This window comes from Streptomyces sp. LZ34, assembly GCF_053890475.1.
In genome coordinates, this window is sequence record NZ_CM132680.1 from 12,053,385 (window position 1) to 12,077,064 (window position 23,680).

At 71.8% G+C, this 23,680-nt stretch carries 22 protein-coding genes and 2 tRNA genes; 12 read left to right on the plus strand and 12 right to left on the minus strand.

Going from position 1 to position 23,680, the window contains the following annotated elements; genetic code table 11:
* Window positions 1-148: 148 nt before the first annotated feature.
* From ACWY4P_RS51635 to ACWY4P_RS51665, 7 genes are all read left to right on the plus strand, one after another.
* Window positions 149-1,387 carry an FAD-dependent monooxygenase gene (locus ACWY4P_RS51635; RefSeq protein WP_456207749.1) on the plus strand — a complete coding sequence of 413 codons (1,239 nt, stop codon included), beginning with the start codon at window positions 149-151 and terminating at the stop codon, window positions 1,385-1,387.
* A gap of 226 nt (window positions 1,388-1,613) precedes the next feature.
* Window positions 1,614-2,939 carry an NAD(P)/FAD-dependent oxidoreductase gene (locus ACWY4P_RS51640; protein ID WP_456207750.1) on the plus strand — a complete coding sequence of 442 codons (1,326 nt, stop codon included), beginning with the start codon at window positions 1,614-1,616 and terminating at the stop codon, window positions 2,937-2,939.
* A 47-nt stretch (window positions 2,940-2,986) separates the two neighbouring features.
* Window positions 2,987-4,825, plus strand: coding sequence for a transketolase (locus tag ACWY4P_RS51645; protein ID WP_456207751.1), 1,839 nt, complete (start codon window positions 2,987-2,989; stop codon window positions 4,823-4,825).
* A 32-nt stretch (window positions 4,826-4,857) separates the two neighbouring features.
* On the plus strand, window positions 4,858-5,934 hold the full coding sequence (locus tag ACWY4P_RS51650; RefSeq protein WP_456207752.1) for an NAD-dependent epimerase/dehydratase family protein: 1,077 nt from the start codon (window positions 4,858-4,860) through the stop codon (window positions 5,932-5,934).
* Between the two features lie 639 nt (window positions 5,935-6,573).
* Window positions 6,574-6,644: transfer RNA gene (locus ACWY4P_RS51655), tRNA-Trp, on the plus strand.
* A gap of 368 nt (window positions 6,645-7,012) precedes the next feature.
* Window positions 7,013-7,085: transfer RNA gene (locus ACWY4P_RS51660), tRNA-Pro, on the plus strand.
* 674 nt (window positions 7,086-7,759) lie between these two features.
* Window positions 7,760-8,386, plus strand: a complete 627-nt coding sequence (locus tag ACWY4P_RS51665; RefSeq protein WP_456207753.1) for a hypothetical protein — start codon at window positions 7,760-7,762, stop codon at window positions 8,384-8,386.
* Window positions 8,387-8,475: 89 nt separating this feature from the next.
* Here ACWY4P_RS51665 and ACWY4P_RS51670 read toward each other — a convergent pair whose 3' ends face one another.
* The 4 genes from ACWY4P_RS51670 to ACWY4P_RS51685 all read right to left on the minus strand — a co-directional run bounded on the left by ACWY4P_RS51670 (window position 8,476) and on the right by ACWY4P_RS51685 (window position 11,791).
* Entirely contained in the window at window positions 8,476-9,426 is a 951-nt protein-coding gene (locus tag ACWY4P_RS51670) for a transposase (protein ID WP_456207754.1), read from the minus strand.
* A 262-nt stretch (window positions 9,427-9,688) separates the two neighbouring features.
* The gene (locus ACWY4P_RS51675) at window positions 9,689-9,898 is read right to left on the minus strand and encodes a hypothetical protein (RefSeq protein ID WP_456207755.1); all 210 of its coding nucleotides are present in this window, start codon (window positions 9,896-9,898) and stop codon (window positions 9,689-9,691) included.
* A gap of 161 nt (window positions 9,899-10,059) precedes the next feature.
* Window positions 10,060-11,013: a phosphotransferase family protein gene (locus ACWY4P_RS51680; RefSeq protein WP_456207756.1), complete on the minus strand. Its 954-nt coding sequence runs from the start codon at window positions 11,011-11,013 to the stop codon at window positions 10,060-10,062.
* Window positions 11,014-11,536: 523 nt separating this feature from the next.
* Window positions 11,537-11,791: a hypothetical protein gene (locus tag ACWY4P_RS51685; protein WP_456207757.1), complete on the minus strand. Its 255-nt coding sequence runs from the start codon at window positions 11,789-11,791 to the stop codon at window positions 11,537-11,539.
* Between the two features lie 145 nt (window positions 11,792-11,936).
* On the opposite strand from ACWY4P_RS51685, the gene ACWY4P_RS51690 reads away from it, so the two are divergent.
* Window positions 11,937-12,155, plus strand: a complete 219-nt coding sequence (locus ACWY4P_RS51690) for a dodecin (protein WP_456207758.1) — start codon at window positions 11,937-11,939, stop codon at window positions 12,153-12,155.
* Between the two features lie 27 nt (window positions 12,156-12,182).
* Here ACWY4P_RS51690 and ACWY4P_RS51695 read toward each other — a convergent pair whose 3' ends face one another.
* A complete protein-coding gene (locus ACWY4P_RS51695) occupies window positions 12,183-12,356 on the minus strand; it encodes a dodecin domain-containing protein (RefSeq protein ID WP_456213332.1) in 174 nt (57 codons plus the stop codon).
* Window positions 12,332-12,793: a universal stress protein gene (locus tag ACWY4P_RS51700; RefSeq protein ID WP_456207759.1), complete on the minus strand. Its 462-nt coding sequence runs from the start codon at window positions 12,791-12,793 to the stop codon at window positions 12,332-12,334. The genes ACWY4P_RS51695 and ACWY4P_RS51700 overlap by 25 nt, the downstream gene beginning before the upstream one ends.
* Before the next feature lie 106 nt (window positions 12,794-12,899).
* Here ACWY4P_RS51700 and ACWY4P_RS51705 point away from each other — a divergent pair, with 106 nt between their 5' ends.
* Together ACWY4P_RS51705 and ACWY4P_RS51710 are read left to right on the plus strand one after the other, a co-directional pair.
* Complete coding sequence (locus ACWY4P_RS51705; protein WP_456207760.1) at window positions 12,900-13,751, plus strand: metallophosphoesterase family protein; 852 nt, start codon at window positions 12,900-12,902, stop codon at window positions 13,749-13,751.
* Window positions 13,752-13,816: 65 nt separating this feature from the next.
* Window positions 13,817-15,106: a cytochrome P450 gene (locus ACWY4P_RS51710; protein WP_456207761.1), complete on the plus strand. Its 1,290-nt coding sequence runs from the start codon at window positions 13,817-13,819 to the stop codon at window positions 15,104-15,106.
* On the opposite strand, the gene ACWY4P_RS51715 is transcribed toward ACWY4P_RS51710, so the two are convergent.
* From ACWY4P_RS51715 to ACWY4P_RS51725, 3 genes are all read right to left on the minus strand, one after another.
* Window positions 15,084-15,839 carry a bestrophin-like domain gene (locus tag ACWY4P_RS51715; protein ID WP_456207762.1) on the minus strand — a complete coding sequence of 252 codons (756 nt, stop codon included), beginning with the start codon at window positions 15,837-15,839 and terminating at the stop codon, window positions 15,084-15,086. The two genes, ACWY4P_RS51710 and ACWY4P_RS51715, sit on opposite strands and share 23 nt — an antisense overlap.
* A 32-nt stretch (window positions 15,840-15,871) precedes the next feature.
* Window positions 15,872-16,576: a hypothetical protein gene (locus tag ACWY4P_RS51720; protein WP_456207763.1), complete on the minus strand. Its 705-nt coding sequence runs from the start codon at window positions 16,574-16,576 to the stop codon at window positions 15,872-15,874.
* 170 nt (window positions 16,577-16,746) lie between these two features.
* Window positions 16,747-18,393: an acyl-CoA dehydrogenase family protein gene (locus tag ACWY4P_RS51725; RefSeq protein ID WP_456207764.1), complete on the minus strand. Its 1,647-nt coding sequence runs from the start codon at window positions 18,391-18,393 to the stop codon at window positions 16,747-16,749.
* Between the two features lie 84 nt (window positions 18,394-18,477).
* Here ACWY4P_RS51725 and ACWY4P_RS51730 point away from each other — a divergent pair, with 84 nt between their 5' ends.
* Window positions 18,478-19,299 carry a PaaX family transcriptional regulator C-terminal domain-containing protein gene (locus ACWY4P_RS51730; protein WP_456207765.1) on the plus strand — a complete coding sequence of 274 codons (822 nt, stop codon included), beginning with the start codon at window positions 18,478-18,480 and terminating at the stop codon, window positions 19,297-19,299.
* Window positions 19,300-19,380: 81 nt separating this feature from the next.
* On the opposite strand, the gene ACWY4P_RS51735 is transcribed toward ACWY4P_RS51730, so the two are convergent.
* The 3 genes from ACWY4P_RS51735 to ACWY4P_RS51745 all read right to left on the minus strand — a co-directional run bounded on the left by ACWY4P_RS51735 (window position 19,381) and on the right by ACWY4P_RS51745 (window position 22,773).
* On the minus strand, window positions 19,381-20,385 hold the full coding sequence (locus tag ACWY4P_RS51735) for a LacI family DNA-binding transcriptional regulator (protein WP_456207766.1): 1,005 nt from the start codon (window positions 20,383-20,385) through the stop codon (window positions 19,381-19,383).
* A 152-nt stretch (window positions 20,386-20,537) separates the two neighbouring features.
* Entirely contained in the window at window positions 20,538-21,542 is a 1,005-nt protein-coding gene (locus ACWY4P_RS51740) for an acyl-CoA dehydrogenase family protein (protein WP_456207767.1), read from the minus strand.
* Window positions 21,543-21,585: 43 nt separating this feature from the next.
* Window positions 21,586-22,773 carry an acyl-CoA dehydrogenase family protein gene (locus ACWY4P_RS51745; protein ID WP_456207768.1) on the minus strand — a complete coding sequence of 396 codons (1,188 nt, stop codon included), beginning with the start codon at window positions 22,771-22,773 and terminating at the stop codon, window positions 21,586-21,588.
* A 58-nt stretch (window positions 22,774-22,831) separates the two neighbouring features.
* Between ACWY4P_RS51745 and ACWY4P_RS51750 the strand changes: the two genes are divergently transcribed.
* A complete protein-coding gene (locus tag ACWY4P_RS51750; RefSeq protein ID WP_456207769.1) occupies window positions 22,832-23,629 on the plus strand; it encodes an SDR family oxidoreductase in 798 nt (265 codons plus the stop codon).
* Window positions 23,630-23,680 lie beyond the last annotated feature (51 nt).

Genomic DNA, 23,680 nt, shown 5'->3' on the forward strand with positions numbered 1-23,680 from the left:
TGACACCTTAAAATGCCGCCGTTCCGCGAGGGACCCGGCGTCACATCGGCCGGGGACTGGACGGCGTCGGCCGACCCTGATAGCGCTGTGCCGAGAAGCACCCGCACCACCCACAGTCCCCCCACCCCACCCCACTCCACGGAGCACCATGACCAATGCCCTGATCATCGGTGGCGGAATCGCCGGAACCGTGACCGCGATCGCCCTGCGCAAGGCCGGGATCAACGCGGCCGTGTACGAGGCGTACCCCACCAACGATGCAGCTGACACAGCCGAGACAGCCGACACCGAGGCGGGTGCGTTCCTGCTCATCTCCGCCAACGGCATGGAGGCGCTGCGCACCATCGACGCACACCAGCCGGTGCTGGACAACTCCTTCCCGGCAGGCCGCGCCGACTTCATCAGCAACACCGGCAAACGGCTCGGCGGGCGGCCCATGGCCGGCTCCGAGGAGGGCGCGCTCGGCGCCCGTACGATCAAACGCGCCACCTTGGGGCGGGTGTTGCGCGAGGAGGCGGCGAGCCGCGGCGTGCGCGTCGAGCACGGCAAGCGCCTCCTGGCGGCCCAGACCGGCCCTGACGGACGCGTGGTGGCGTCTTTCGCGGACGGCGGGCGGGCACAGGGGGACGTGCTCGTCGGCGCCGACGGAATCCACTCCCTCATCCGCAGGACCATCGAAGCCGCGGCGCCCCGGCCGCGCTTCACCGGCCAGCACACGGTGTGCGGCTACACCCGGGACGCCGCGTCGCCACCGGACCGCGACACCTACGCCATGATCTACGGCAAGCGCGCGTTCTTCGGCTGCACCACGGCCCCCGACGGTGAGGTCTGGTGGTTCGTCAACACCCCGGGCACCGAGCTGTCCAAGGACGAGCTCGCGGCGATCACCCCGGAGCAGTGGCGGGAGCAGCTCGCCGGTCTGTTCGCGGAGGACAACACCCCCGCGGCCGAGATCATCCGTGCGAGCGGCGAGTCCATCGTCGCCACCAACGCCTACGACATCGCCTCGACGCCCACCTGGTCCGACGAGACGATGGTCCTGGTGGGGGACGCGGTGCACGCCTGTGCGCCGAACGCCGCCCAGGGCGCGTCACTGGCCATCGAGGACGGCGTGGTGCTCGCCAAGTGCCTGCGCGACCTGCGCAGCCCCCGGCCGGCCTTCGCCGCGTACGAGAGGCTGCGCCGCGAGCGGGTGGAGCGGGTGGTCGCGACGAGCGCGGGCCTGGTCCGCCGCACCGCGCCCGGGCCGGTGGGCCGGGCCCTGCGGGACGCGATACTGCCGCGGAAACTCGACCGGGCGGACACCGGCGGCGCGGACTGGTTGACCGGTTACCGCATCGACTGGGACGAGCGCGTCTCCGAGGAGGTGGCGCGGGCTCGGCGGTGACGGGCCGCGGACGCGGCACGGCGGCGGGGGGTCAGGGGCGCGCGGGCCCCTGAAGCCCGGCCCGGCCGGGACACCTCCCAGCGGGAGCTGGGAGGGGACACCTCCCAGCGGTAGCCGGGGGAGAACCGAACCCTGGGAAGAGGGCCCAGCCGTCGCACGGGTTTGGCCTCGGTGCAAGGGGGGCACTTGGAGCGTTCTGTGAGATCCACACGCCCGGGAGCCCCGCGTGAACCGAGTCCGCATCGTGATCGTCGGCGCCGGATTCGCCGGCTACCAGGCGGCCCGTACGCTCTCCCGCACCCTGCGGGACGAGGCGGAGATCGTCCTGGTCAACCCCAACGACTACTTTCTGTATCTGCCGCTGCTGCCGGACGTGGCGGCCGCGGTCCTGGAGCCCCGCCGGGTCTCGGTCTCCCTGACCCAGACCCTGCCGGGGGTCCGCCTGGTGCTCGGCGAGGTCGACTCCGTCGATCTCGACGCCCGCCGGATCGGCTGGACGGACCCCGAGGGCCGGCGCGGCCGGATGGACTACGACCGGCTCGTCCTGTCCGTCGGCGGCGTCAACAAGTTGCTGCCGATCCCCGGCGTGGCCGAGCACGCGCACGGCTTCCGGGGCCTGCCCGAGGCGCTCTACCTGCGCGACCACGTGATCCGCCAGATCGAGCTGGCCGGAGCCACCGACGACCCCGTGGAGCGGGCCGCCCGCTGCACCTTCGTGGTGGTCGGCGCGGGGTACACGGGCACCGAGGTGGCCGCCCACGGGGTGCTGCTCACCGACACGGTCGCCCGCCACAACGCCGGGCTGCGCGGCGCTCCGCCGCCGCGCTGGCTGCTGCTCGACATCGCCGACCGGGTGCTGCCCGAGCTCGACCGGAGGCTGTCCGACACCGCGGACCGGGTGCTGACCAAACGCGGCGTGGACATCCGTACGGGAACCTCGGTCAAGGAGGCCACCGTGGACGGCGTGCTGCTCAACACCGGTGAGTTCATCGCGACCCGGTCGCTGATCTGGTGCGTGGGCGTCCGCCCCGACCCGCTGGTGGCCGACGTCGGTCTGCCGACCGAGCGGGGGCGGCTGTGCGTCGACCAGTACCTCGCCGTGCCGGGCCACCCCGAGGTGCTGGCCTGCGGGGACGCGGCGGCGGTGCCCGACCTGACCCGCCCGGGCCAGTACACGCCGATGACCGCGCAACACGCCCAGCGGCAGGGCAAGGTGGCGGGCCGCAATGTGGCCGCCTCGCTCGGGTACGGCACGCGGCGCCCGTACAAACACCACGACCTCGGCTTCACCGTCGACCTCGGCGGGTTGCAGGGAGCCGCCAATCCGCTGCGTGTGCCGCTGTCCGGACCGGTGGCCAACATGGTCACCCGCTGCTACCACCTGATGGCGATGCCCGGCAACCGCGCCCGGGTCGCCGCCGACTGGCTGATCGACGCGGTGTTGCCACCCCAGGGTGTACAGCTGGGGATGGTGCCCTCCTGGGCGGTCCCGCTGGACACCGAGGCGCCCGAGCGGATCCGGATGCCCCACACGGCCCCGCACGGCCGCTGAGGGACCAGGGACCAGGGAGCCACGGCCCCGCAATCGGAAGGAGAGATATGCAAGACCACCTGCTCAGCGAGCTCGGGCAGCAGCTCCGGGTGGACTCGGTGCGGGCCGCCGCGGCGGCGGGGTCCGGCCATCCGACCTCGTCGATGTCGGCCGCGGACCTGATGGCCGTCCTGCTGGCGAACCACCTGCACTACGACTTCGAACAGCCCCGCCACCCCGGCAACGACCACCTGGTCTTCTCCAAGGGACATGCGTCACCGCTGCTGTACTCCCTGTTCAAGGCGGCCGGGGCGATCAGCGACGAGGAACTCCTCACCTTCCGCAAGCTCGGCAGCCGGTTGGAGGGACACCCCACGCCGCGGTTGCCGTGGGTGGATGTGGCCACCGGGTCGCTGGGGCAGGGGCTGCCCGTCGGTGTCGGGCTGGCGCTCGCCCGTAAGCGCCTGGACAAGGTGAACAGCCGCGTCTGGGTTCTGTGCGGGGACAGTGAGCTGGCCGAGGGGTCGGTGTGGGAGGCCGTCGAGCACGGCTGGTACGAGCACCTCGACAACCTCACCGCCATCATCGATGTGAACCGGCTGGGCCAGCACGGGCCCACCCGCCACGAGTGGGACCTCGGCGCGTACGCGCGCCGCATGCACGCCTTCGGCTGGCACACCGTCGAGATCGACGGCCATGACATCGCCGCGATCGACCGCGCCTACGGCGAGGCGGTGTCCACGGTCGGCCGGCCCACGGCGATCATCGCCCGCACCGTGAAGGGCCGGGGCGTGGCCTCGGTGGAGAACCGGGAGGGCCTGCACGGCAAGCCGCTGCCGGACCCCGAGGAGGCGATCGCCGAACTCGGCGGCGTACGGGAGATGGCCGTACCGGTCCTCGGCCCGCCCGCGGTCGGCGGCGCGCAGCCGTCCCGCGAGGGCCTCCTGAGTCTGCCGCGCTTCGACCTCGGCGAAGAGGTCGCGACGCGGGACGCGTTCGGGCAGGCGCTGGCCGCCCTCGGCACGGCCCGCGGCGATGTGGTCGTGCTCGACGGCGAGGTCGGCGACTCCACCCGCACCGAGCTCTTCGCCAAAGAGCACCCCGAGCGGTTCTTCGAGTGCTACATCGCCGAACAGCAGCTGGTGGCCGCCGCCGTCGGGATCCAGGCGCGCGGCTGGACCCCGTACGCGTCCACCTTCGCGGCGTTCTTCACCCGCGCCTACGACTTCGTACGGATGGCCTCCATCAGCCGGGCGGACCTCAACCTGGTCGGGTCGCACGCCGGGGTGGCCATCGGCGAGGACGGCCCGTCGCAGATGGGCCTCGAGGACCTGGCGGCCCTCCGCGCGGTGCACGGCAGCACGGTGCTGTACCCGTGCGACGCCAACCAGACCGCCCAGCTCACCGCCGCGATGGCCGAGGAGTCGGGCATCCGCTATCTGCGCATCACGCGTGGCAAGACCCCGGTCATCTACCCGCCCTCCGAACGCTTCCCGATCGGCGGCAGCAAGCTGGTACGCGCCACGGACGAGGACCGCGTGACCATCGTCGCGGCCGGAGTGACCCTGCACGAGGCGATCGCCGCCGCCGACCGGCTCGCCCAGGAGGGCATCCCCGCCCGCGTCATCGACCTGTACACGGTCAAGCCGGCGGACGCGCAAACCCTCAGGGCCGCCGCCGATCTGACGGGAAGCCTGGTCACCGTCGAGGACCACCACCCCGAGGGCGGGCTGGGGGACGCGGTGCTCGAGGCCCTCTGCGACGGCCACCCGGCGCCCCGCACGGCCAGGCTCGCCGTACGCGACATGCCGGTCTCCGCCACCCCGGCGCAGCAACTGGCCGCGGCCGGGATCGACGCGGAGGCGATCGCCGCCGCCGCCCGCCAACTGGTCGGCGCGGCGACCTGACCCACAACCGCCCACTGTTCGAGGAGCGGACCATGAGCAACGACCGCGGAAAGCGTGTGGTGGTGGTCGGCGCCACCGGCAACACCGGCACCAGCGTCATACGGGCGCTCGGCGAGGACCCGGACGTCGCCTCCGTCGTGGGGATCGCCCGCCGCGTCCCCGCCTGGACGCCGCCGAAGGTGACCTGGGTCCGGGCCGACATCGCGGAGGAGGCGGACGACCTGCTCCGGCCCCTCGAAGGCGCCGACGCCGTGATCCACCTGGCCTGGCTCATCCAGCCCAGCCACGACCCGGAGACCACCTGGCGGACCAATGTCCTCGGCAGCATCCGCCTCTTCGAGGCCGTCGCGGCCGCGGAGGTGCCGGCGCTGGTGTACGCGTCCTCGGTGGGGGCGTACTCGCCCGGCCCTCAGGACCGCCGGGTGGACGAGTCCTGGCCCACCCACGGCTGGCCCGAGGCCGCGTACTGCCGCGAAAAGGCGTATGTGGAGCGGGTGCTGGATGCCTACGAGGGCGAGCACCCGCAGGTGAGAGTGGTGCGGATGCGCCCCGCCTTCCTCTTCAAGGAGCAGTCCGCGGCCGAGCAGCGCCGCCTGTTCCTGGGCCCGCTCCTGCCACGCCGGCTGGTGCGCCCGGCCCTGCTGCCGGTGGTGCCCGACATCCGCGGCCTGCTGCTGCAGGCCCTGCACACCGACGACGCGGCCGAGGCCTACCGGCTCGCGGTCGGCCGGGACGTGCGCGGCGCCTTCAACCTGGCCGCCGAACCGCCGCTCGACGCGCGGGTGCTCGCCGAGATGCTGGGCGCCCGAGTGGTGCGGATGCCGCGCGTCGCCGCCCGCTCAGCGCTGGCCACCGCCTGGCACCTCCGCCTGGTCCCGGCCTCTCCCCAACTGTTCGACGCGGCGCTGCGGCTGCCACTGATGGACGCCGGCCGCGCCCGCGCCGAACTGGGCTGGCAGCCGCGACACACCTCCGCGGAGACGCTTGAGGAGTTTCTCCACGGCCTGCGCCACGGCACCGGCATGGAGACGGCACCCCTGGCCCCGAAGGCGCCCGGCGGGCGGGTCGGCGAAGTAGCCGGAACCGCGCGGCACACGCCCGGCTGGTGACGCGCGGTTCCGTATGCAAGGCCCAGAAGGGGACACGCTTTCCGTCTCTTCGAGGCGGAAAGCGAGGAAGTCGGTTCCAGACGGGGGCGGAAGAAGGTGCTGTCCACCAGCGCGCAGAAAGCCCGAGGCCGCGCAGTGGCTGCCGAACTGGGGCTGACGGTTCGGCACGTGTGGGTGGAAGTCGGATCCGCCTCCCGCTTCAGCAAGCGCAAGGCACGGGACGAGCAACACGAGGCCCACGAGAATGGCGTGCGGCTTTACTCCCGCCCGACGGCCGGCGCCGTTCCTGCGCTCCCCGCTCTCTCCTCCGGGTAGAAGCGCGGTCGAGCGGCGCCGGACGTAAATCTTGTCGAGAGGTGTCGCGACGGATGAGACATGCACTGCAGCCTTATTTGGGGTGACGCGCGGACCTTATGGTCCCCGATCAGGCGTCAGCCCTGCGGTGGTCTCCATGACGACTCCTCCCCGATACCCCCCAGTCTCGCCCTGTAAGCATGGGGTGTACACATCGTAGCGCTAGGGGCGTTCCGCGTGCGACTACGCAGCGCGTGCCCGTTGTAGCGGCTAGGGATATCACGGTCCGAGCAGCCGACTCCCCGTACCGCACGCTGTCGGACGATGGGACCCGGGCAGCACCGGAGGGACGTAGCTCAGTGGTAGAGCGCTGGTCTCCAAAACCAATTACCGAGGTTCGATTCCTCGCGTCTCTGCGACTGTCGCGCACACCCAATGGCCTCCGGGCCACGTCACTGAGCACAGAGGGCATGGCCGTGGACGCATCCAGGGGACGTAGGGAAGCGGCGCGACGCCCGAATCCTAGGCAGGGCCGGAGGAATCCGGTAACGCAGGGTAGAACGGCCCTGCCTGGCTGACTTCCTACTTCGGCAGCTTCACGACGAAAACGGAATGGACTTCTCCGAGTCGTCTCCATCGTCCGACGAGCAGCCCACCAGAACGGCCCCGAGAAGGGCCGCAGACGCCGCTCTGACGACGTATCGGGACGTGCGCATGGAATCCGCCGATCCTGTGGGCGGCTCCCCATGCCGCCCGAGAGGCCTCAGTACGCATGGAAGTGCGACGGGATGTAGCTCAGTAGGCAGAGCGCCCGCTTTGGGAGCGGGAGGCCGCAGGTTCGAGCCCTGCCATCCCGACTGTCTATCGACTCCAGAGCCACGCGGCGACGCCTGTTGCTGCGCTGGACATGAGTGTCAGGAAGCAGGAGGGTATCCGGTCTGAGGCGATGCGGAAGCCGCCGATGCGAAGTTCAAAGTACGGCTGTTCGTTTGCTGACGTGCGCGGCATGACCCAACTCCCCGCCAGACAGGACCCCTTGGTTGGGCCTCGATCTCTGGAACGGTAACAAGAGATCGGCGGTTCGCAAATTCAATCTCGCAGGTCAGACCGGTTTTCCTGGCTGGGCTGCCGTTGCATGCCACAGCCCCGCCCCGTCATCGGCCCTGGACGAACCCTGCATCGGCAACGTGGGCATGAGCGTGACCGACGCCACGGCACAGCGAACGCGGCGTTAAGACACAGGCGGGGGAGCATGAGGTGCTATGGCGTGGCAGGGAAGCACGCGTAGAGGGCCCCTACCGAAGGACTGGCCACGCATACGACTGCGCATCATCCGCCGGGATCGTGTGTGCGTGTGGGTACTGAGCGACGGCACGGTGTGCGGTGATGGGGATGCCCGAAATTGGCTCTGGCCGCGATTTCGTGAATCCGCAGGTCATCCACAACCAGGATCGTGGTCTGCCCCCCACCAGGGAGGAGTCAGGTCACCCCGGTCCTCACTGGGTGTCGATGCGGAACTAATCTTCGGGCCATGGCCTTACGACCTGACGAGTTCTACGACCACGCGCTTGCCGCTGCGGATGGTGAGCGTCGGCTCCCGCTCGCGCGCATGACAGGGTGGGATATCAGCCCGTTCGAACCGGACGGATTGCGCGTCGCGCCGCTGCGCCCTCCGGTTCTGCCCGAGCCTCCGCGACACGGCGAGGACCCGTCGAACTGCGAGGCGTGCCGTGACCGAGGCGATGGGATCTGGTTCAACGACAGTTGGCGGCTCAGCCGGATCACGGGAGTTGGTGTGCCGCTGGTGCTCATGCTGCATCCGCGTGAGCACTATGACATGGCTGACCTGTCCGATGAGCTGGCAGCCGAGCTGGGGGTCCTGTCCACTCACATCGTCCGCCACGTGCAGGCCCTGCCACACATTTCGCGAGCCCACGTCTACCGCATCGGAGATGGAGGCGCACACCTGCACATCTGGTTCTTCGCCCGGCCCGAGGGACAGACCCAGCTGCACGGATCATGGATGCCCGTCTGGGACGATCTGCTGCCGGAATACCCAGCAGATGTTGCAGAGGCAGATGCGGCGATCGTGGCAGACGCATTGGTCGCCTCCATCGGAGGTCGTCGCTCGGCTGCCAGCGAATCGTCGCACGACTGATCACTGGCCGCAGTTCCGTGAAGGTCATGGCTGGGTGAGGCCAGCAGTGACGGCGTCGAGGTCCCGGCGGAGTAAGCCGGCGAATCCGCTCATCGGCTTCGGAGCGTCCTGCTCGGCTTGGCGGATCCACTCCTGGAGCAGGTGTCCGCGCTGGTGACGCACCAGATCGGCGAATGCGCGGGCGAGGTCGCAGGCCCGGGTGATATCCGGGCAGGCGAGCCGGACCTGAAGCAGCCGCTCCTCCTGGCTGTCGGTAAGCGTGTCACGCGGGTGCATGATCCACGAGGTGATCTTCCACGGGATGGGAATGTCGGCCCGGGCCGGCTCGGCGGTGCCCGCACGCAGGGCGGTAGGTGCTTGCGGACGACCTGACGGCTGCCCCGGTAGCCGCGTTCACGGATCTCCGGGAAGAGACGAGTGCCGCTGACCTGGCCCTGTGCTTTGGTGAAGCGGGCGTTGAGGTAAGCCTTGAACGGCTCCAGGACGCCGTTGGGCCGACGGTCGCGGGCGGAGACCAGCAACTGGTCAAGGTCAGAGTCGCGGAAGCGGCGCACGGTCTTGCGGTCGAGGTTCAGCCTCCGGGCGATGGCACTGATCGTCCAGCCCTTCTCCAAGAGGCGATGGATGTCTTCGTAGCGGTGGCGGGTCCGTTCGATGATCTGGGTGCGGGGCAGCTCGGCCGGCGGTAACAGCATCGGCGGCGGCTCCGGCACCTGCGTCGACGTCTCTGTCTCCTCCTCGCTGTGTTTGCGCAGGCAGTCGCGGTGCTGGTGGCAGGTCTTCTCCACTGCGGCGGACAGGTTTTGAAGCAAATGCCAGCGATCGGCAACTTCGAGGGCGTCCGGGGCGGCCTCCTTGACCGCCTTGGTGTAGGCGGTGGCCCGGTCGTGGCAGATGATCTCGGCGCCGGGATGCCCGGCCAGCCAAGCGGCGAACGTCTCGGAGGTGCGGTCGGGCAGCACGTCCACGACCCGGTCGGCTTCGACGTCGACCAGCACGGTTCCGTAGATGCAGCCCTTGCGGAAGGCGAACTCGTCCACCCCAGCACCCGCGGGACATGGTCCGGCGCCGCTGGCGCCTTCAGCAGCCTCAGCAGCCGGGTCCGGGCCGCGGCCAGCCGCAGACGGTGGCACAGCCGTGCGGCCGGACGGCCGCCCAGCTCGACCGCGATCGACCGCAGCCCCCTCGTTAGCCCGACGCTCGACCGGCGGTGCCGTTCGGTCAGCCCGCCGACCTGCTCGACGAACGTCCTGCGGGAACAGCTCCCGCGATCGCAGAAGTACCGGCGAACGCGGAGCCGGATCACGACTCTGCGGGACCCAACGGCTTTTCGTGCAGGATGCGTTGGTACGAACTGTGTACCCGCCTCGCTGGCTTCCGGCAGTCCAGGCACCGGCCCGGACGGCTGGTGGACACCGCCTCCACCACCAGGCTGCCGGAGGAGTCGCGGACACGCTCCACTCGCACATCGATCCAGGGAAACAGCATGTCCTCGACCGTCTTGCTCGCCATGGCAGGAAACACCCTGCTGAAACGATCCCTCGTTCCCGTCCCTGACCTGGGGGTTCACGGAACTGCGGTCAGAGCCCCGAAATTTCCCAGGGTGTGCTCGATTCCCCACTTGGTTGAGCGGTGAACGATGAGGCCGGGGCCGCGCCCCGGACCGCCTTGGCTCAGCCCGGCGCGTCCATCAGGGCGGTGACATAGGCATCCAGCCGCTCCTCCACGGCTCGCGTCGTCAGCTCTGTCCTCCCTGCCTCCCGCCATGGCTGCGACACCAACTGGACTTCTTCTGAGAACGCCAGCCCGTCCCGCACCCGCCAGTACAGCCGCTCGCTCGCGGCAGCGGCCAGCACCCCGCCGGCCTCCTCATACGCCTCAGCGAACCGCAGACCCCACGCCGGGCCGTGCAGCAGCGCGAGATTGGTGGAGCAGTGCGCCACATCGAGATCCGGCGGGCCCCAGGAGGTAGCCGCCCAGTCGACGACGCCGGTGATCCGGGCACCTGCCGGCCTTGGGAGCGGCACGTCGAACAGCACGTTGCCGGGCTGGAAGTCCCGGTGCAGGAATCGCCCGTCATAGGGCGGCGCGGGCTTGCGGATCACGTCGATCGCCGCGGCCCATGCCGCCGCGTCGGCGCCCGTCGGAGTCACGACGGTGTCGGCGGTCGTTAACGCCACATACTCCCGGGGCCGCTCGGCGGGCCGCAACGCGTGGATCGCCACGAGTTGACGGGCCAGCAGAGGGACGCGCGTCTCCAATCCCTCATCGTCGAGGACCGTCCGACCCGCCAGATGTGTCATAAGGAGCGATGGATACTCGCAATGCGCGGCGGTCGGATCAACCGCGACCAGTCCAGGAGCCGACACGCCGGTCCCCGTGAGCAGGGTCAGGGCGCCAGCCTCCCTGTTCAGCCAGTCCTCGGCCTGCTCCGTGTTGACGAAGGTCCGCAGCACCAGGTCACGGGTGCCTCCGTCCCGCGTGCTGATGGTCAGCCTCCGCATTTCGGCAGTGATGCCGCCGTGCAGCGCCTCAGTTCTGACGATCCGTTCGCCGACCTCCAGGTGCCGGCTCACCCAAGCCAGGGTCAACGGTCGGACAGCCGCCGCCTCATCGTGGTTGGTCACCGTGCCACCTCATCATCCCAACGGCGGCACGCGCGAAAGTTTTGTTGGAGGTGATGGCCGTGCGGCTCAGTCAGAACTCCACCGGCATGAGGCGGACCGTAGCCAGCGCCGACGCCCGCCCGGCGATCTTTCCGCGAACCCCAGCGGCAGCCGCATCACAGCTGCCTCATCGACTGACCCGCGGACGTGGGCACGCACAAAGAAGCTGTCCAGGCGACGGCAGGCGTCGGGCTGGGCTTCGTCCTCTGCGTCACAGGAGGTGGCCAGGATGGTGCAATGGGTTAACCCGGAGAGGGTCGCTCTCGTGAACCTCGTAGACCAGCTCCGGGCGCCGGCCGAGCGACCGGGCAACGCGTGCGGCTGCACGAAGCCCCGCAGGATGCCCGCCGTTGTCTTCGTCGGCCAGGACGGCAAACCGTTCCTGGTGCCGTGCAATGCCTGTGGCGGTACAGGTATCGCCCCGTAAGTCAGTCCGCAAACGGCCCCGTCCGTGCGTTTCCCCGTGGCGTCGGGCGGGGCTTCGTCATGTCTCCCGACGGCCGTAGCGGAGGTTCCTGACGGCTACCAGGGCCATGGGGGAGAGGCCGATGACGCTGTGCCGGTCGTCGATCTCCCGCATGAGGATCCATCCCTTGGAGCGGAGGGACGCGACGTCCCGCGCCGCGCTCCTGCCCGCCTCCTGTGACAGCTCGTCCACGCTCGGCGCGTCGCTGGCGTCCAGGTGGGCGATGATCAGGAAGAGGACGCTCTCCTCGTCCGCGGTGATGCGGAAGTCCATGGATCGACGGTACGCCGGTACGGTACGCACGATCTACGTTCGGCGAATCCACTCTGCACTACCGCTTTGTAGGGCACTGAGTCGCGGAACCGCGCAGCCTGGTGCACCGTGGAAGGAGGCCTGACTCCGTGTGAGGGGAGAGACCGTGTCCAACCACACGTACCGCGTGACGGAGATTGTCGGCTCGTCTGAGGAGGGCGTGGACGGAGCCATCAGGAACGGGATCGACCGGGCTGCGAAGACTCTCCGTGAACTGGACTGGTTCGAAGTGACAGAGATTCGCGGGCATCTCGAAGAGGGGCGCATCGCTCACGTTCAGGTGAGCCTGAAAGTCGGTTTCAGGCTGGAGGAACCCGACTCTTGATCTCTGCCGGGCGAGAGTTGAAACTGCTCACTTCTCCCAGTCGAGATTCCGCAGGGGCTTCCAAGCACGCCTGATCCCGCCGCGGATCGCGTCGTCGATGCTCTCGGTCGACGAGCCGACCGTGCCTCTCCAGGGGCGCGCCCGCGAGCCGGGCGCCCGGCCGTCCGGCCGCCCGGTCAGGGGACCACCGTCACCGGCCAGCGCCCGGCCTTGACCAGCCGGATCGCCACCGAGCCGATCAAGCGGTGCCCCGCCTGCTCCGACGCGCCCACCACCACGGCGTCGGCCTTGAGCTCGTCGGCCGCCTGCACCAGACCGTTGTACGGGTCGCCGCGGAAGGTGTGGAACTCCCAGCGCACCTCGAAGACCCCGCGCAGCCGCTCCGTGGCCTGCCGGATCTCCTGGATCAGCTCCTCGGCGACCGCCTCGGTGGTCTGGACCACCGAGGCCCCCAGCGCCGCGCCTGCGGCCAGCACCGGCTGCACGTAGACCACGGCGAGCAGGGCGTGCTGCCGCCGGGCTAGCCCGGCCGCGTACGCCGCGGCCCGCCAGGAAGAATCGGAGCCGTCCACTCCGACCACGATGACTTTCGGGCCGTCCGTGCCGCGTTCGAAGGACGCGGGGAGTTTGTCCACCACATCTGCGAGGCTAGCGCCAGGAACGGGTAGGTGATCAACCGGCCCGGACCGCGGCGCCCACGCGCCGCGACCGCACCAGGACCGGCACCGTACGACAGGAGAATCGATGGGCGGAACGCACCGTGGCGAGCTCCTCGCCATCAGTGATCTGCATGTGGCCTACCAGGAGAACCGGGAGATCGTGGAACGGCTGCGGCCGGGCTCCGACGACGACTGGCTGATCGTCGCCGGGGACGTCGGCGAGCTGTTCGCCGACATCGAGTGGGCGCTGGGCCTGCTGAGCGAGCGCTTCGCCAAAGTCATCTGGTCGCCCGGCAACCACGAGCTGTGGAGCCATCCCAAGGACCCGGAGAAGGCCCGCGGCGTGCGGCGCTACCAGGCGCTGGTGGACATGTGCCGGGCGAAGGGCATCGTCACCCCCGAGGACCCCTACCCGCTGTGGGAGGGCATCGGCGGGCCGCTGACCATCGCCCCGCTGTTCCTGCTCTACGACTACTCGTTCCGACTCGAGGGCCTGGACACCAAGGAGGCGGCCCTCGCTCATGCGCACGAGGCGGGGGTCGTGTGCACCGACGAGCACTTCCTCCACCCGGAGCCGTACGCCACCCTCGACGCGTGGTGCCGGGCCCGCGTCAAGGAGACCGAGGCGCGGCTCGAGGCCTGCGACCCCGAGCTGCGGACCGTGCTCATCAACCACTGGCCGCTGACCCGGCTGCCCACCCGGGTGCTGCGCTACCCCGACTTCGCCCTGTGGTGCGGCACCGAGCTCACCGCCGACTGGCATGTGCGGTTCCGTGCCGAGACCGTGGTCTACGGACATCTGCACATCCCCAGGACCACGGTGGAGGACGGGGTGCGCTTCCAGGAGGTATCGGTCGGCTACCCCAGGGAGTGGAAGCGCCACGGGCTGCTGCCGGAGGACCCGCTGCGCCGGGTGCTGCCGGTGTCGGTGTCCTGACCCGCCGGCGTCCTGTACGCGCCCGTCTTGACGGCACCGGCGGGTGGCGCCGTACGGTCACGGCTGTGAACCCTGACGCGGTGTTCCTTCCCGAGACCTACGCCGCCGGTGTCCCGTACGCGCTCTTCACACAGGCGCGCGCCACCCGCCCCGTCTGCTGGATCGAGGAACCCGCGGTCGGGGCGTGGCCCGCGGGCCCCGGCTTCTGGGCGGTCTTCCGGCACGCCGACGTCAAACACGTGCTGCGCACGCCGGAGGTCTTCTCCTCCCATCTGGGCGCCACCCAGATCCGCGACCCGGACACGTCCGGCGACCTGCAGTTCGTCCGGGCGATGATGCTCAACCAGGACCCGCCGGACCACTCCCGGACGCGGCGCGTCGTCGCGGCGGCCTTCACCCCGCGCGCGGTGCGCGAGCTCCAGACGGTCATCGAGGCACGCGCGCGGGCGCTCGTCGAGGCCGTGGCGCCGCGGGGCGAGGCGGACTTCGTGGAGCTCGCGGCGGACCTGCCGGTGTGGACGCTGGCCCATGTCATGGGCGTCCCCGAGAGCGACCGGAGGCTGCTGTTCGACTGGGCGAGCCGGGTCATCGGCTACCAGGACGCCGAATACGCCGCGTCGAGCACCGCCGAGGCCGCGGGGCTCAGCCCGATAGGGCACGCCGCCCTCGCCCACCGGCCGCGGTCGCTGATCCGCCCGGACGGCCGGCCGATGAACCCGCGCTCCCGCGAGGCGCTCGCCGACATGTTCGCCTACGCCCACGCCCTGGCCGAACGACCCCGGCCCGGCACCGTGATGGCCCACCTACGGGAGGGCGGCCTGAGCCGCGAGGAGTTCGAGAACATGTTCTTCCTCTTCGCCGTGGCCGGGAACGAGACCCTGCGCAACGGCATCCCCGGCGGGCTGTTGACCCTGCTGGACCACCCCGAGAGCCATGAACTCCTGCTGGCCCGCCCGGAGCTGACCGACTCCGCCGTGGAGGAGATGCTGCGCTTCTGGCCGCCCGTCATCGACTTCCGGCGCACCGCGACCCGCGAGGTGGAGCTGGGCGGGCAGCGCATCCGGCGCGGCGACAAGGTCGTCGTCTACCACGCCTCCGCCAACCGCGACGAGACGGTCTTCGCGGACCCCGACCGCTTCGACATCACCCGCAGCCCCAACGACCACGTCAGCTTCGGCCACGGCCCGCACTTCTGCCTGGGCGCGCACCTCGCCCGGCTGCAGATGCGGGCGATGCTGCGCAGCGCCCTGACTCGCCTGCCCGGGCTGCGCCGGGCAGGCGAGCCGGTGCGGCTCACCTCCAACTTCCAGAACGGCCTCAAACACCTCCTCGTCAGCTGGGAAACAGATCGGTGAACGGTGAGGCCGTGTCCCCGACCGACCGGCCGAAGGGTGCGTCGAAGTCCCAGACCAGGAAGAGCAGAAAGACGATCAGCGCGCTGAACATCGCCGCCATCGCCAGCTCGCGCGGTGTACGGCGGATCTGCAGCGTGAACAGCAGCCCGATCACCAGCGCCGCGCCGATGCCCAGCCCGAGCCAGACCACCGTGGGCATCGTCGGCCCGGCGTTCTGCGCCCGGGTCGCGCGGGCCGCGTCCACCGCGGCGACCTGCTCCACCAGCGGCTGGTAGAGCTGCCACTCCCGCTCGGAGTGCGGCGTGTAGTCGGTGACCTCTCGCCGCAGCTCCGCCAGCAGGGCGGTGCCGCGGTCGGTGAGTTCGCCCTTGTCGACCATCACCTGCCACTCCTTGGACACCACATGGTCCGCGTACGCCTGGGCGTCCGCGCGGATGCGGTCGCGCACCGGCGCGGGGTAGCCGGCCGCGCGCTCGCTCACCTCGTGCAGCGCCTGCGCCTCCGTGCGCACGCCGTCCTGAGCGGCGCCGCGCGCCTCCCAGACCCCGGCGATGGCCAGGCCCAGCACGATGGCGTACACCACGCCGATCATCATGGTCATGTACTCGATGACATCGGGGGTCTGGGAGGGGTCGTCGTCCTCGAGGATCCGCCGCTGGTTGAGCAGCGTGACAGCCACGACGAGCGCATAGACCCCCGCCGTCACGAGGATCAGAATCAGCCATTCGGGCATGGGCAACCTCCGTCAGGTCGTCGGCGTCGGCGTCAGCCGCGCGACCCGCCGCCGCGCGCCGCGGAGCGCGAGCGTGAACGGGGGCGCAGGGCGGCGGCCGCGAGCACCGCGGGCGCGGTGATCAGCAGGGTGAAGGTGACCAACGAGACGCCGCCGCCCGACTGTTGCGGCGCGGGCTTGTGGTACGCGCGCAGGTCCGCGGTACGAGGGGGGCCGGTCGGCGCCGGTGAGCTCGGCGGCGGTGTCTTCGGCGGTTTGGGCGGCTTCTTGGGAGCCGGCCGGGACGCCGGCGGGGGAGCAGCGGGGCGTGCGGGGGGCGGCGCGGCCGAGGACGGCTTCGCGGGCGAGCTCGGCGCCGGGGTGTGGGTGGGGCGGTGGGTCGGCGTGGGGGTGGCGGTCGGTGTCTGTGTCGGCGTTGACGTGTGCGTCGCGGTGGGGGTCGGCGTGGGGGTGTCCGTGGGCGTCGGCGTCGGGGTTGGGGTCGGGGTGGTCGTCGGGGTCTGGGTGGGGGTGGGCGTCGGCTTCGGACACCACCCCGGCCAGATCACGTCAACGCCCGGAATGCGCACCTCGACGCGGAGGTGGATGCCCCCGTGCAGGCCGAGCGCCGAGCCACCGACACCGTCCGCCCCGTCCCCGGCCCGGTCCGCCCCGGCCACGGGGCCCGCCCCCGTCGAGGCGAGCACCAGGGCCGTGGCGAGAATCCCTGAACGCCACGTGCGTTGCCATCGGTTCACGACGGAGATCTTCGGCTGATCGGACCCGTTACAGCCGTATGCCCGCGCGGATTCCCTCGAATAGGTGAATTTGCGCGGAATCCGTCCGTCCGGGCCCACGGCCCCCACCGGGCCGAGGGCCCGGCGAATCGAGCCCTTGAAAAGAGGCGAACCGAGCCCTTACGGACCAGTCACCGCGCGTCCTTGAGCCGCGTCCGTTCCAGGATCGGGCCGGTGTCCACGCCGGGCGGCAGGGTGCCGAAGGCGTGGCCCCAGTCGCCGCCGAGCCGTGAGGCGCAGAAGGCGTCCGCCACCGCCGGGTGGCTGTGCCGCACCAGCAGGCTGCCCTGTAGGACCAGCGTCATCTGCTCGGCGAGGCGGCGGGCGAGCAACTGCGCCCGTTGCGGATCGGTGAGCTGCGGCAGCAGGTCGCGGAGGCGGGCGACGGCCGCGTCCAGCCGCGCGTCGGCCCCGGCGGCGGCGTCCACCTCGGCCAGGAAGGCGTCCAGCGCGCTCGTCTCCCGGCCCAGCGCCCGCAGTACGTCGAGGGCCGCGACATTGCCCGAGCCCTCCCAGATCGACAGCAGCGGCGCCTCCCGGTAGAGGCGCGGCATGCCGGAGTCCTCCACATAGCCGTTGCCGCCCAGGCACTCCAGGGCCTCGGCCGTGTGCGTGGCGCCGCGCTTGCACACCCAGTACTTGCTCACCGCCAGCCCCAGCCGGCGCAGCGCCGCCTCCGACTCGTCCCCGGCCTGGGCCCGGTCCAGAGCCGCCGCCAGCCGCATCGCGAGCGTCGTGGCGGCCTCCGACTCGACGGCCAGGTCGGCGAGCACATGGCGCATCAGCGGCTGGTCGATCAGCTCCGCGCCGAACGCCCGCCGGTGTTCGGTGTGGTGCAGGGCCTGCCGGAGCCCGGCCCGCATGCCCGCCGCCGAGCCGATCACACAGTCCAGCCGAGTCACATTCACCATCTCGACGATCGTGCGCACACCCCGGCCCGGCTCGCCGACCCGCCAGGCCACCGCCCCGTCGTACTCGACCTCGGAGGAGGCGTTGGAGCGGTTGCCGAGCTTGTTCTTGAGCCGCTGCAGCCGCATGGCGTTGCGGGTCCCGTCGGGCAGCACGCGCGGCACCAGGAAACAGGTCAGGCCCTCATCGGTCTGGGCGAGGGTGAGGAAGATGTCGCTCATCGGCGCGGAGGTGAACCACTTGTGGCCGGTCAGCAGGTAGCTGCCGTCCGCCTGGGGGAGCGCCCGCGTGGTGTTGGCCCGTACGTCCGAGCCGCCCTGCTTCTCCGTCATCGACATGCCCGCGATCAGCCCCCGCTTGCCCAGCGGCGGGCGCAGCCCGAAGTCGTAGACGCGGGCGGCCAGCAGCGGCTCGTAGGCGGCCGCGAGCTCAGGCTCGGCGCGCAGCGCCGGGACCGCGGCGTACGTCATGGAGATGGGACAGCCGTGGCCCGGCTCCGCCTGCGCGAAGACGTAGAACTTGGCCGCGCGCACCAGATGCGCCCCGGAGCGGGGCTCGCTCCAGGCGGCGGCGTGCTGCCCGCCGGCCACGGCGGCGGCCATCAGCTGGTGGTAGGCGGGGTGGTACTCGACCTCGTCGACGCGGTGGCCGTACCGGTCGTGGGTGTGCAGCACCGGAGGGTGCTCCTCGGCCATCCGCGCCCAGTCCTGGACCTCGGCGGACCCGGCCAGCACGCCCAGCTCCCGCACCTCCTGCTCGCCCCAGCCCCCTCCGTCCCGCCGCAGGGCCTCCAGCAGCGCCGGCTCGTCGGCCGTGCTGAAGCCGGTCAGCGGCGGGGCCTGGTTGAGGACTTCATGCGTGGCACCCATGGCATCTCCTCGTGCGCCGGCCCTGCTCTCTTACACTTCCATCATGCTTGACGAAGAACTGTAATGGATAGGGTTCGGGCACACATGGACGACACCCACGACACCCACGACACCCGAGATTCCGCTGAACCCCGCGCCGCCGCTGCTCCCCTCGCCACCGACGGAAGCGCCGCGGCCGGGACCCTCGCGCTGCGCCCGCTGACGGCCCGCTCGATCGTGCTCAGCACCCTGCTCGGCCACCACCCGCCGCAGCTGCCCGCCCGCGCCCTGGTCCGCGTCGGAGCGCTGTTCGGCACGGCGGAGGGCACCGTCCGGGTCGCGCTCACCCGCATGGTCGCCGCCGGCGACCTCGAGCAGCGCGGCGGCGCCTACCGGCTCACCGACCGACTCCTGGCCCGCCAGGCCCGGCAGGACGACAGCCGGGCCCCCCGCACCCGGCGCTGGGACGGCGGTTGGGAGATCGCGGTCGTCACCTCCGACCGCCGCGCCGCGCCCGAGCGGGCCGCGCTGCGCCAGGCGATGGCCACTTTGCGCCTGGCCGAGCTGCGCGAGGGCACCTGGCTGCGCCCCGCCAACCTCGTACGGCCGCGCCCGGCCGTCGCCGCCGAGCAGTGTGCGTGGCTCACCGGCGCGCCCGAGGGCGACCCGGCCCGGCTCGCGGCCCGGCTGTGGGACCTGGACGGCTGGGCCGCTCGGGCCCGGCTGCTGTCGGCGGCCCTGGAGCGGGCGAACGAGGCGGCCGAGCGGTTCACCGTCGCGGCCGCCGTGCTACGCCACCTCCTCGCCGACCCGGTCCTGCCCACCCGGCTGCTGCCCCCCGACTGGCCGGGCGCCGAGCTGCGCCGCCGCTACGAGACCTTCGAGCGCGAGTTCCGGGCCCTGCTGCCCCGGTACGCTGGGGACTGACCGCAGGCGGTGCAGGGCTCGGTTCGGGCGGCGGTCCGGCGGTACCCGTCGCCGGCCTCGGACAGCGCCATCCGGGCCGCCTCAGGCCGACTCGCGGAGGACCAGTTCGGTCGGCAGGACCAACGACGACTCGATCTGCTCGCCGGAGGCGAGGCGCAGCAGCTGGCGGGCCAGCCGTTGGCCGATCAGCGCGATGGGCTGGCGGACCGTGGTCAGCGGCGGATCGGTGTAGCGGGTGGTCTCGATGTCGTCGAAGCCGACCACGGCGACGTCGTCCGGCACCCGGCGGCCGGCCTGCCGCAGCGCCCGCAGCACGCCCACCGCCATCAGGTCGGAGGCCGCGAACACGGCGTCAAGACCCGGCTCTTCGCGCAGCAGCTCGCGCATCGCGACCACGCCCGACTCCTGCGTGAAGTCACCGACGGCCACGGTCGCGGGCAGCCGCGCCTCGTCCAGCGCCGCCCGGTAACCGGCCAGCCGGTCGATCCCGGCGACCATGTCCTGCGGGCCCGCGACGGTGGCGATCCTGGTGCGCCCGGAGCGCACCAGATGGCGCACGGCGGCGGCCGCGCCGCCGGCGTTGTCCACGCCGACGTACGGCAGGGACACCGGGCCGAGCAGCCGCTCGTTGGAGACCACCGGGATGCCCATGCGGGCGAGGGCGGCGGGCAGCGGGTCGGCGCCGTGCACGGAGGCGACCATGACTCCGTCGACATGGCGCGCCAGGGCGAAGCGCTCGATGCGGTCCCGGCTGGCGGGGGAGCGGGCCATCATCAGCACCAGCTGCTTGTCGGCCTCCTCCAGCTGCTGGCTCACCCCGCGCACCACGCCGGGGAAGAACTGGTCGTCGGAGAACACCCGGCCCGGCTCCTCGGGCAGGACGAGGGCGAAGGAGTCGGTGCGCTGGGTGACCAGGCTGCGGGCCGCCTGGTTGGGGACGTACCCCAGCTCCCGGATGGCCCGCTGCACCGCCTCGCGGGCGTCCTCGCCGACCCTGGTGGAACCGTTGACGACGCGGGACACCGTGGCGCGCGAGACGCCCGCGTGCAGCGCCACGCTCTCCAGTGTGGGCCGGGTCCGGTGCATGGGCGCAATACCCCGTTCTTCGTCGTTCTTCGTCGCTCTTCGTCGAGCCGCTGGTCCGTGGTGGCTGGTCGACACAGCATGGATCACCCGGCGCGGCGGACGGCACCCTTCGGCCGAACTGTCATCGGCTGACGGCTCCCGGCGGCGCCCGCTCAGGGTGCGAGGACGCGGGCCCGGCAGACGGAGGGGGAGCCCCAAGCGGTGCGCAGCGCACGGGCCTTGCGGATCCACAGGGACAGGTCGTACTCGTCCGTGTAGCCGATCGCACCGTGCAGCTGTAGCGCGGTCCTGGCCGCCGCGTACGCCGCCTCACCTGCGGAGACCTTGGCGGCGGCGACCTCCGCGCCGGCCCGGGCGGTGCCGTCCGCCAGCGCCAGCGCGGCCCCGTACAGCAGCGGCCGGGCGAACTCCAGGGCGATGAGGACGTCCGCGAGCTGGTGCTTGACCGCCTGGAACGAGCCGATCGGGCGGCCGAACTGGGTGCGCTGCTTGGCGTATGCCACGGTCCGCTCCAGCAGCGCGAGCCCGGTGCCGAGCGCCTGCGCGGCCGTCGCGAAGGCGGCCCAGTCCGCGGCACGCGCGGCCGCCGCCGCGACGGCCGGGCCGCTCGCCAGCGCTTCGCCGCCGCCGAGCGGCCGGGCCAGCCGCCTGGCCGGATCCAGTGAGGGCTGCACCGGCCCGTGCCCCGCGGCCGGCCGCAGCCGCTCGCCCTCGACGAGGAACACCGCGTCGGCGGCGTCCGCGTCCAGCGCGTACGGACCGCCCGCGGGCGCCGCGAGGGTGACCATCGCCTGCCCCGCCGCGATGCGCGGCAGCCAGTCCTTCGCCGCCGCCGCTGCCGCGTCGCCGCGCTCGGCGAGCGCGGCGAGGAGGACCGCCGCGGCGGCCGTCTCGACCAGCGGCCCCGGCACCGCGTGCCGGCCTGCCTCGACGTACGCGACGGCGAGCTCCACCGGCAGCGGCCCCGCGCCCTCGTACGCCTCCGGAACGGCCAGCGCGAACACCCCGGCCTCGCCCAGCCGCCCCCACACCGCCCGACCCGGCTCGCGCTCGCCCCGCGCCCAGGCCCGCACCGCCCCCGGGGTCCCGGCGGCGGAGAGCATCCGGTCCAGGGTGCGGCCGAATTCCATCTGCTCCTGGTCCAGCAGGAATCTCATCCGTACTGCCCCTTCATCGCTCGTCCCGGCAGGGGACCCCGCCTCATCTGCGGCCCTTCGGCAGTCCGAGCAGCCGCTCGGCGATGATGTCGCGCTGGATCTCGTTGGTGCCCGCGTAGACCGGGCCCGCCAGGGCGAAGGTGTAGCCGTCCGCCCAGGCGCTGCGCGCGGGCGCGTCGGGGGCGGAGTCGGAGAGTTCGCCGTGGGGGCCGAGCAGGTCCAGGGCCGTTTCGTGAAGGGCGATGTCCAGCTCGGACCAGAAGACCTTGTTGAGGCTCGACTCGGCGCCCAAGGAGCCTCCGGCGGCCAGCCGGGACGCGCCCGCGTAGGCGAAGAGCTCGTATGCGCGGGCGCTGATCACCGCGTCGGCCACCCGGTCGTGCAGCGCGGACGAGACGGCGGCCGCGGGGTCGGCGTCGGCCGCCCGTGCGCGCCACAGCGCCGTCAGGCGGCGCGCGGCCGCCGTGAAGCGCCCGGGGCTGCGCAGGGTCAGCCCTCGCTCGTTGCCCGCCGTGCTCATCGCGACCCGCCACCCTTCGCCCGGCTCGCCGATCACCTCCTCGTCGGGCACGAAGACCTGGTCGAGAAAGAGCTCGGCGAAGGCGGGCTTGCCGTCGAGGCGGCCGATGGGGCGCACGGTCACGCCCGGCGCGCGCAGCGGGAACATCAGATACGTCAGTCCGCGATGGGGAGCGGATGCGCCCCGGTCGCTGCGGAAGAGTCCGAAGGCGCGGTCGGCGAAGGCGGCCCGGGACGACCATGTCTTGAGGCCGTTCAGCAGCCAGCCGCCGTCGGTGCGTTCGGCGGTGGAGCGCAGGGACGCGAGGTCGGAGCCGGACTCGGGTTCGGACCAGGCCTGCGCCCAGATGACCTCGCCGCGGGCCAGCGGCGGCAGCACCTTGGCCCGCTGCTCAGCCGTGCCGTGCTCGAAGAGCGTGGGCGCCAGCAGGCTGATCCCGTTCTGGCTGACCCGGCCGGGCGCTCCCGCCGCGTAGTACTCCTCCTCGAAGAGCAGCCACTCGAAGAGCGACGCGCCCCGCCCGCCGTACTCCTCGGGCCAGCTCACCGCCGACCAGCGGCCCGAGGCGAGCGTCCGCTCCCAGGCGCGGTGGGCGGCGAAGCCCTCGGCGGTCTCCAGGGAGGGCAGCTGCTCGGCGGGCGTATGCGCCGCGAGCCACTGCCGGGCCTCGTCCCGGAATGCCCACTGCCGCTCGGTCAGGTCGAGATCCACCGGAGCTCCCGCCCTCTCCCCGTTCCCTAACAAGTGTTTGGTAGGTTACCGTGGCGCCGTGACGGACAACAAGGCCACCCCAGCGCCCTATGTCCCCGGACACGGCCTCCTCACCGGCCGCTCGGCCGTCATCACGGCCGCGGCGGGCACCGGCATCGGCGGCGCCACCGCCCGCAGATTCCTCGAGGAGGGCGCCCGCGTCGTCATCGGCGACGCCCACGCCCGCCGGCTGAAGGAGACCGTCACGGCGCTCGCCGGGGAGTTCGGAGCGGACCGGGTCGCCGGGACGGCCTGTGACGTGACCGACGAGGACCAGGTGGCGGCACTCCTCGACCTCGCCGAGGAGGCCCACGGCCGCCTGGACGCCGTCGTCAACAACGCCGGGCTCGGGGGCACCGCCGAGCTGACCGAGATGACCGACGAGCAGTGGCAGAAGGTCATCGGCGTCACGCTGGGCGGCACATTCCGCTGCACCCGCGCCGCGCTGCGCCGGATGAAGGCCGACGGCCGCGGCGGGGTCATCGTCAACAACGCCTCCGTCGTCGGCTGGCGCGCCCAGGCCGGCCAGGCCCACTACGCGGCCGCCAAGGCCGGCGTGATGGCCCTCACCCGCTGCGCCGCCGTCGAGGCCGCCGCCTACGGCGTACGGGTCAACGCGGTCTCACCGAGCCTGGCCATGCATCCGCATCTGGCGAAGGTGACCACCCCCGAACTGCTCGCCGAACTCACCGAGAAGGAGGCGTTCGGCCGGTACGCCGAGCCGTGGGAGGTGGCCAATGTCATCGTCTTCCTGGCCAGCGGCTACTCCTCGTACATGACGGGCGAGACGGTGTCCGTCAGCAGCCAGCACGCGTGAGGCCGAGAGCCGAGAGGCTGGAGAGGCCGGAGAGACCGGAGAGACCGAGAC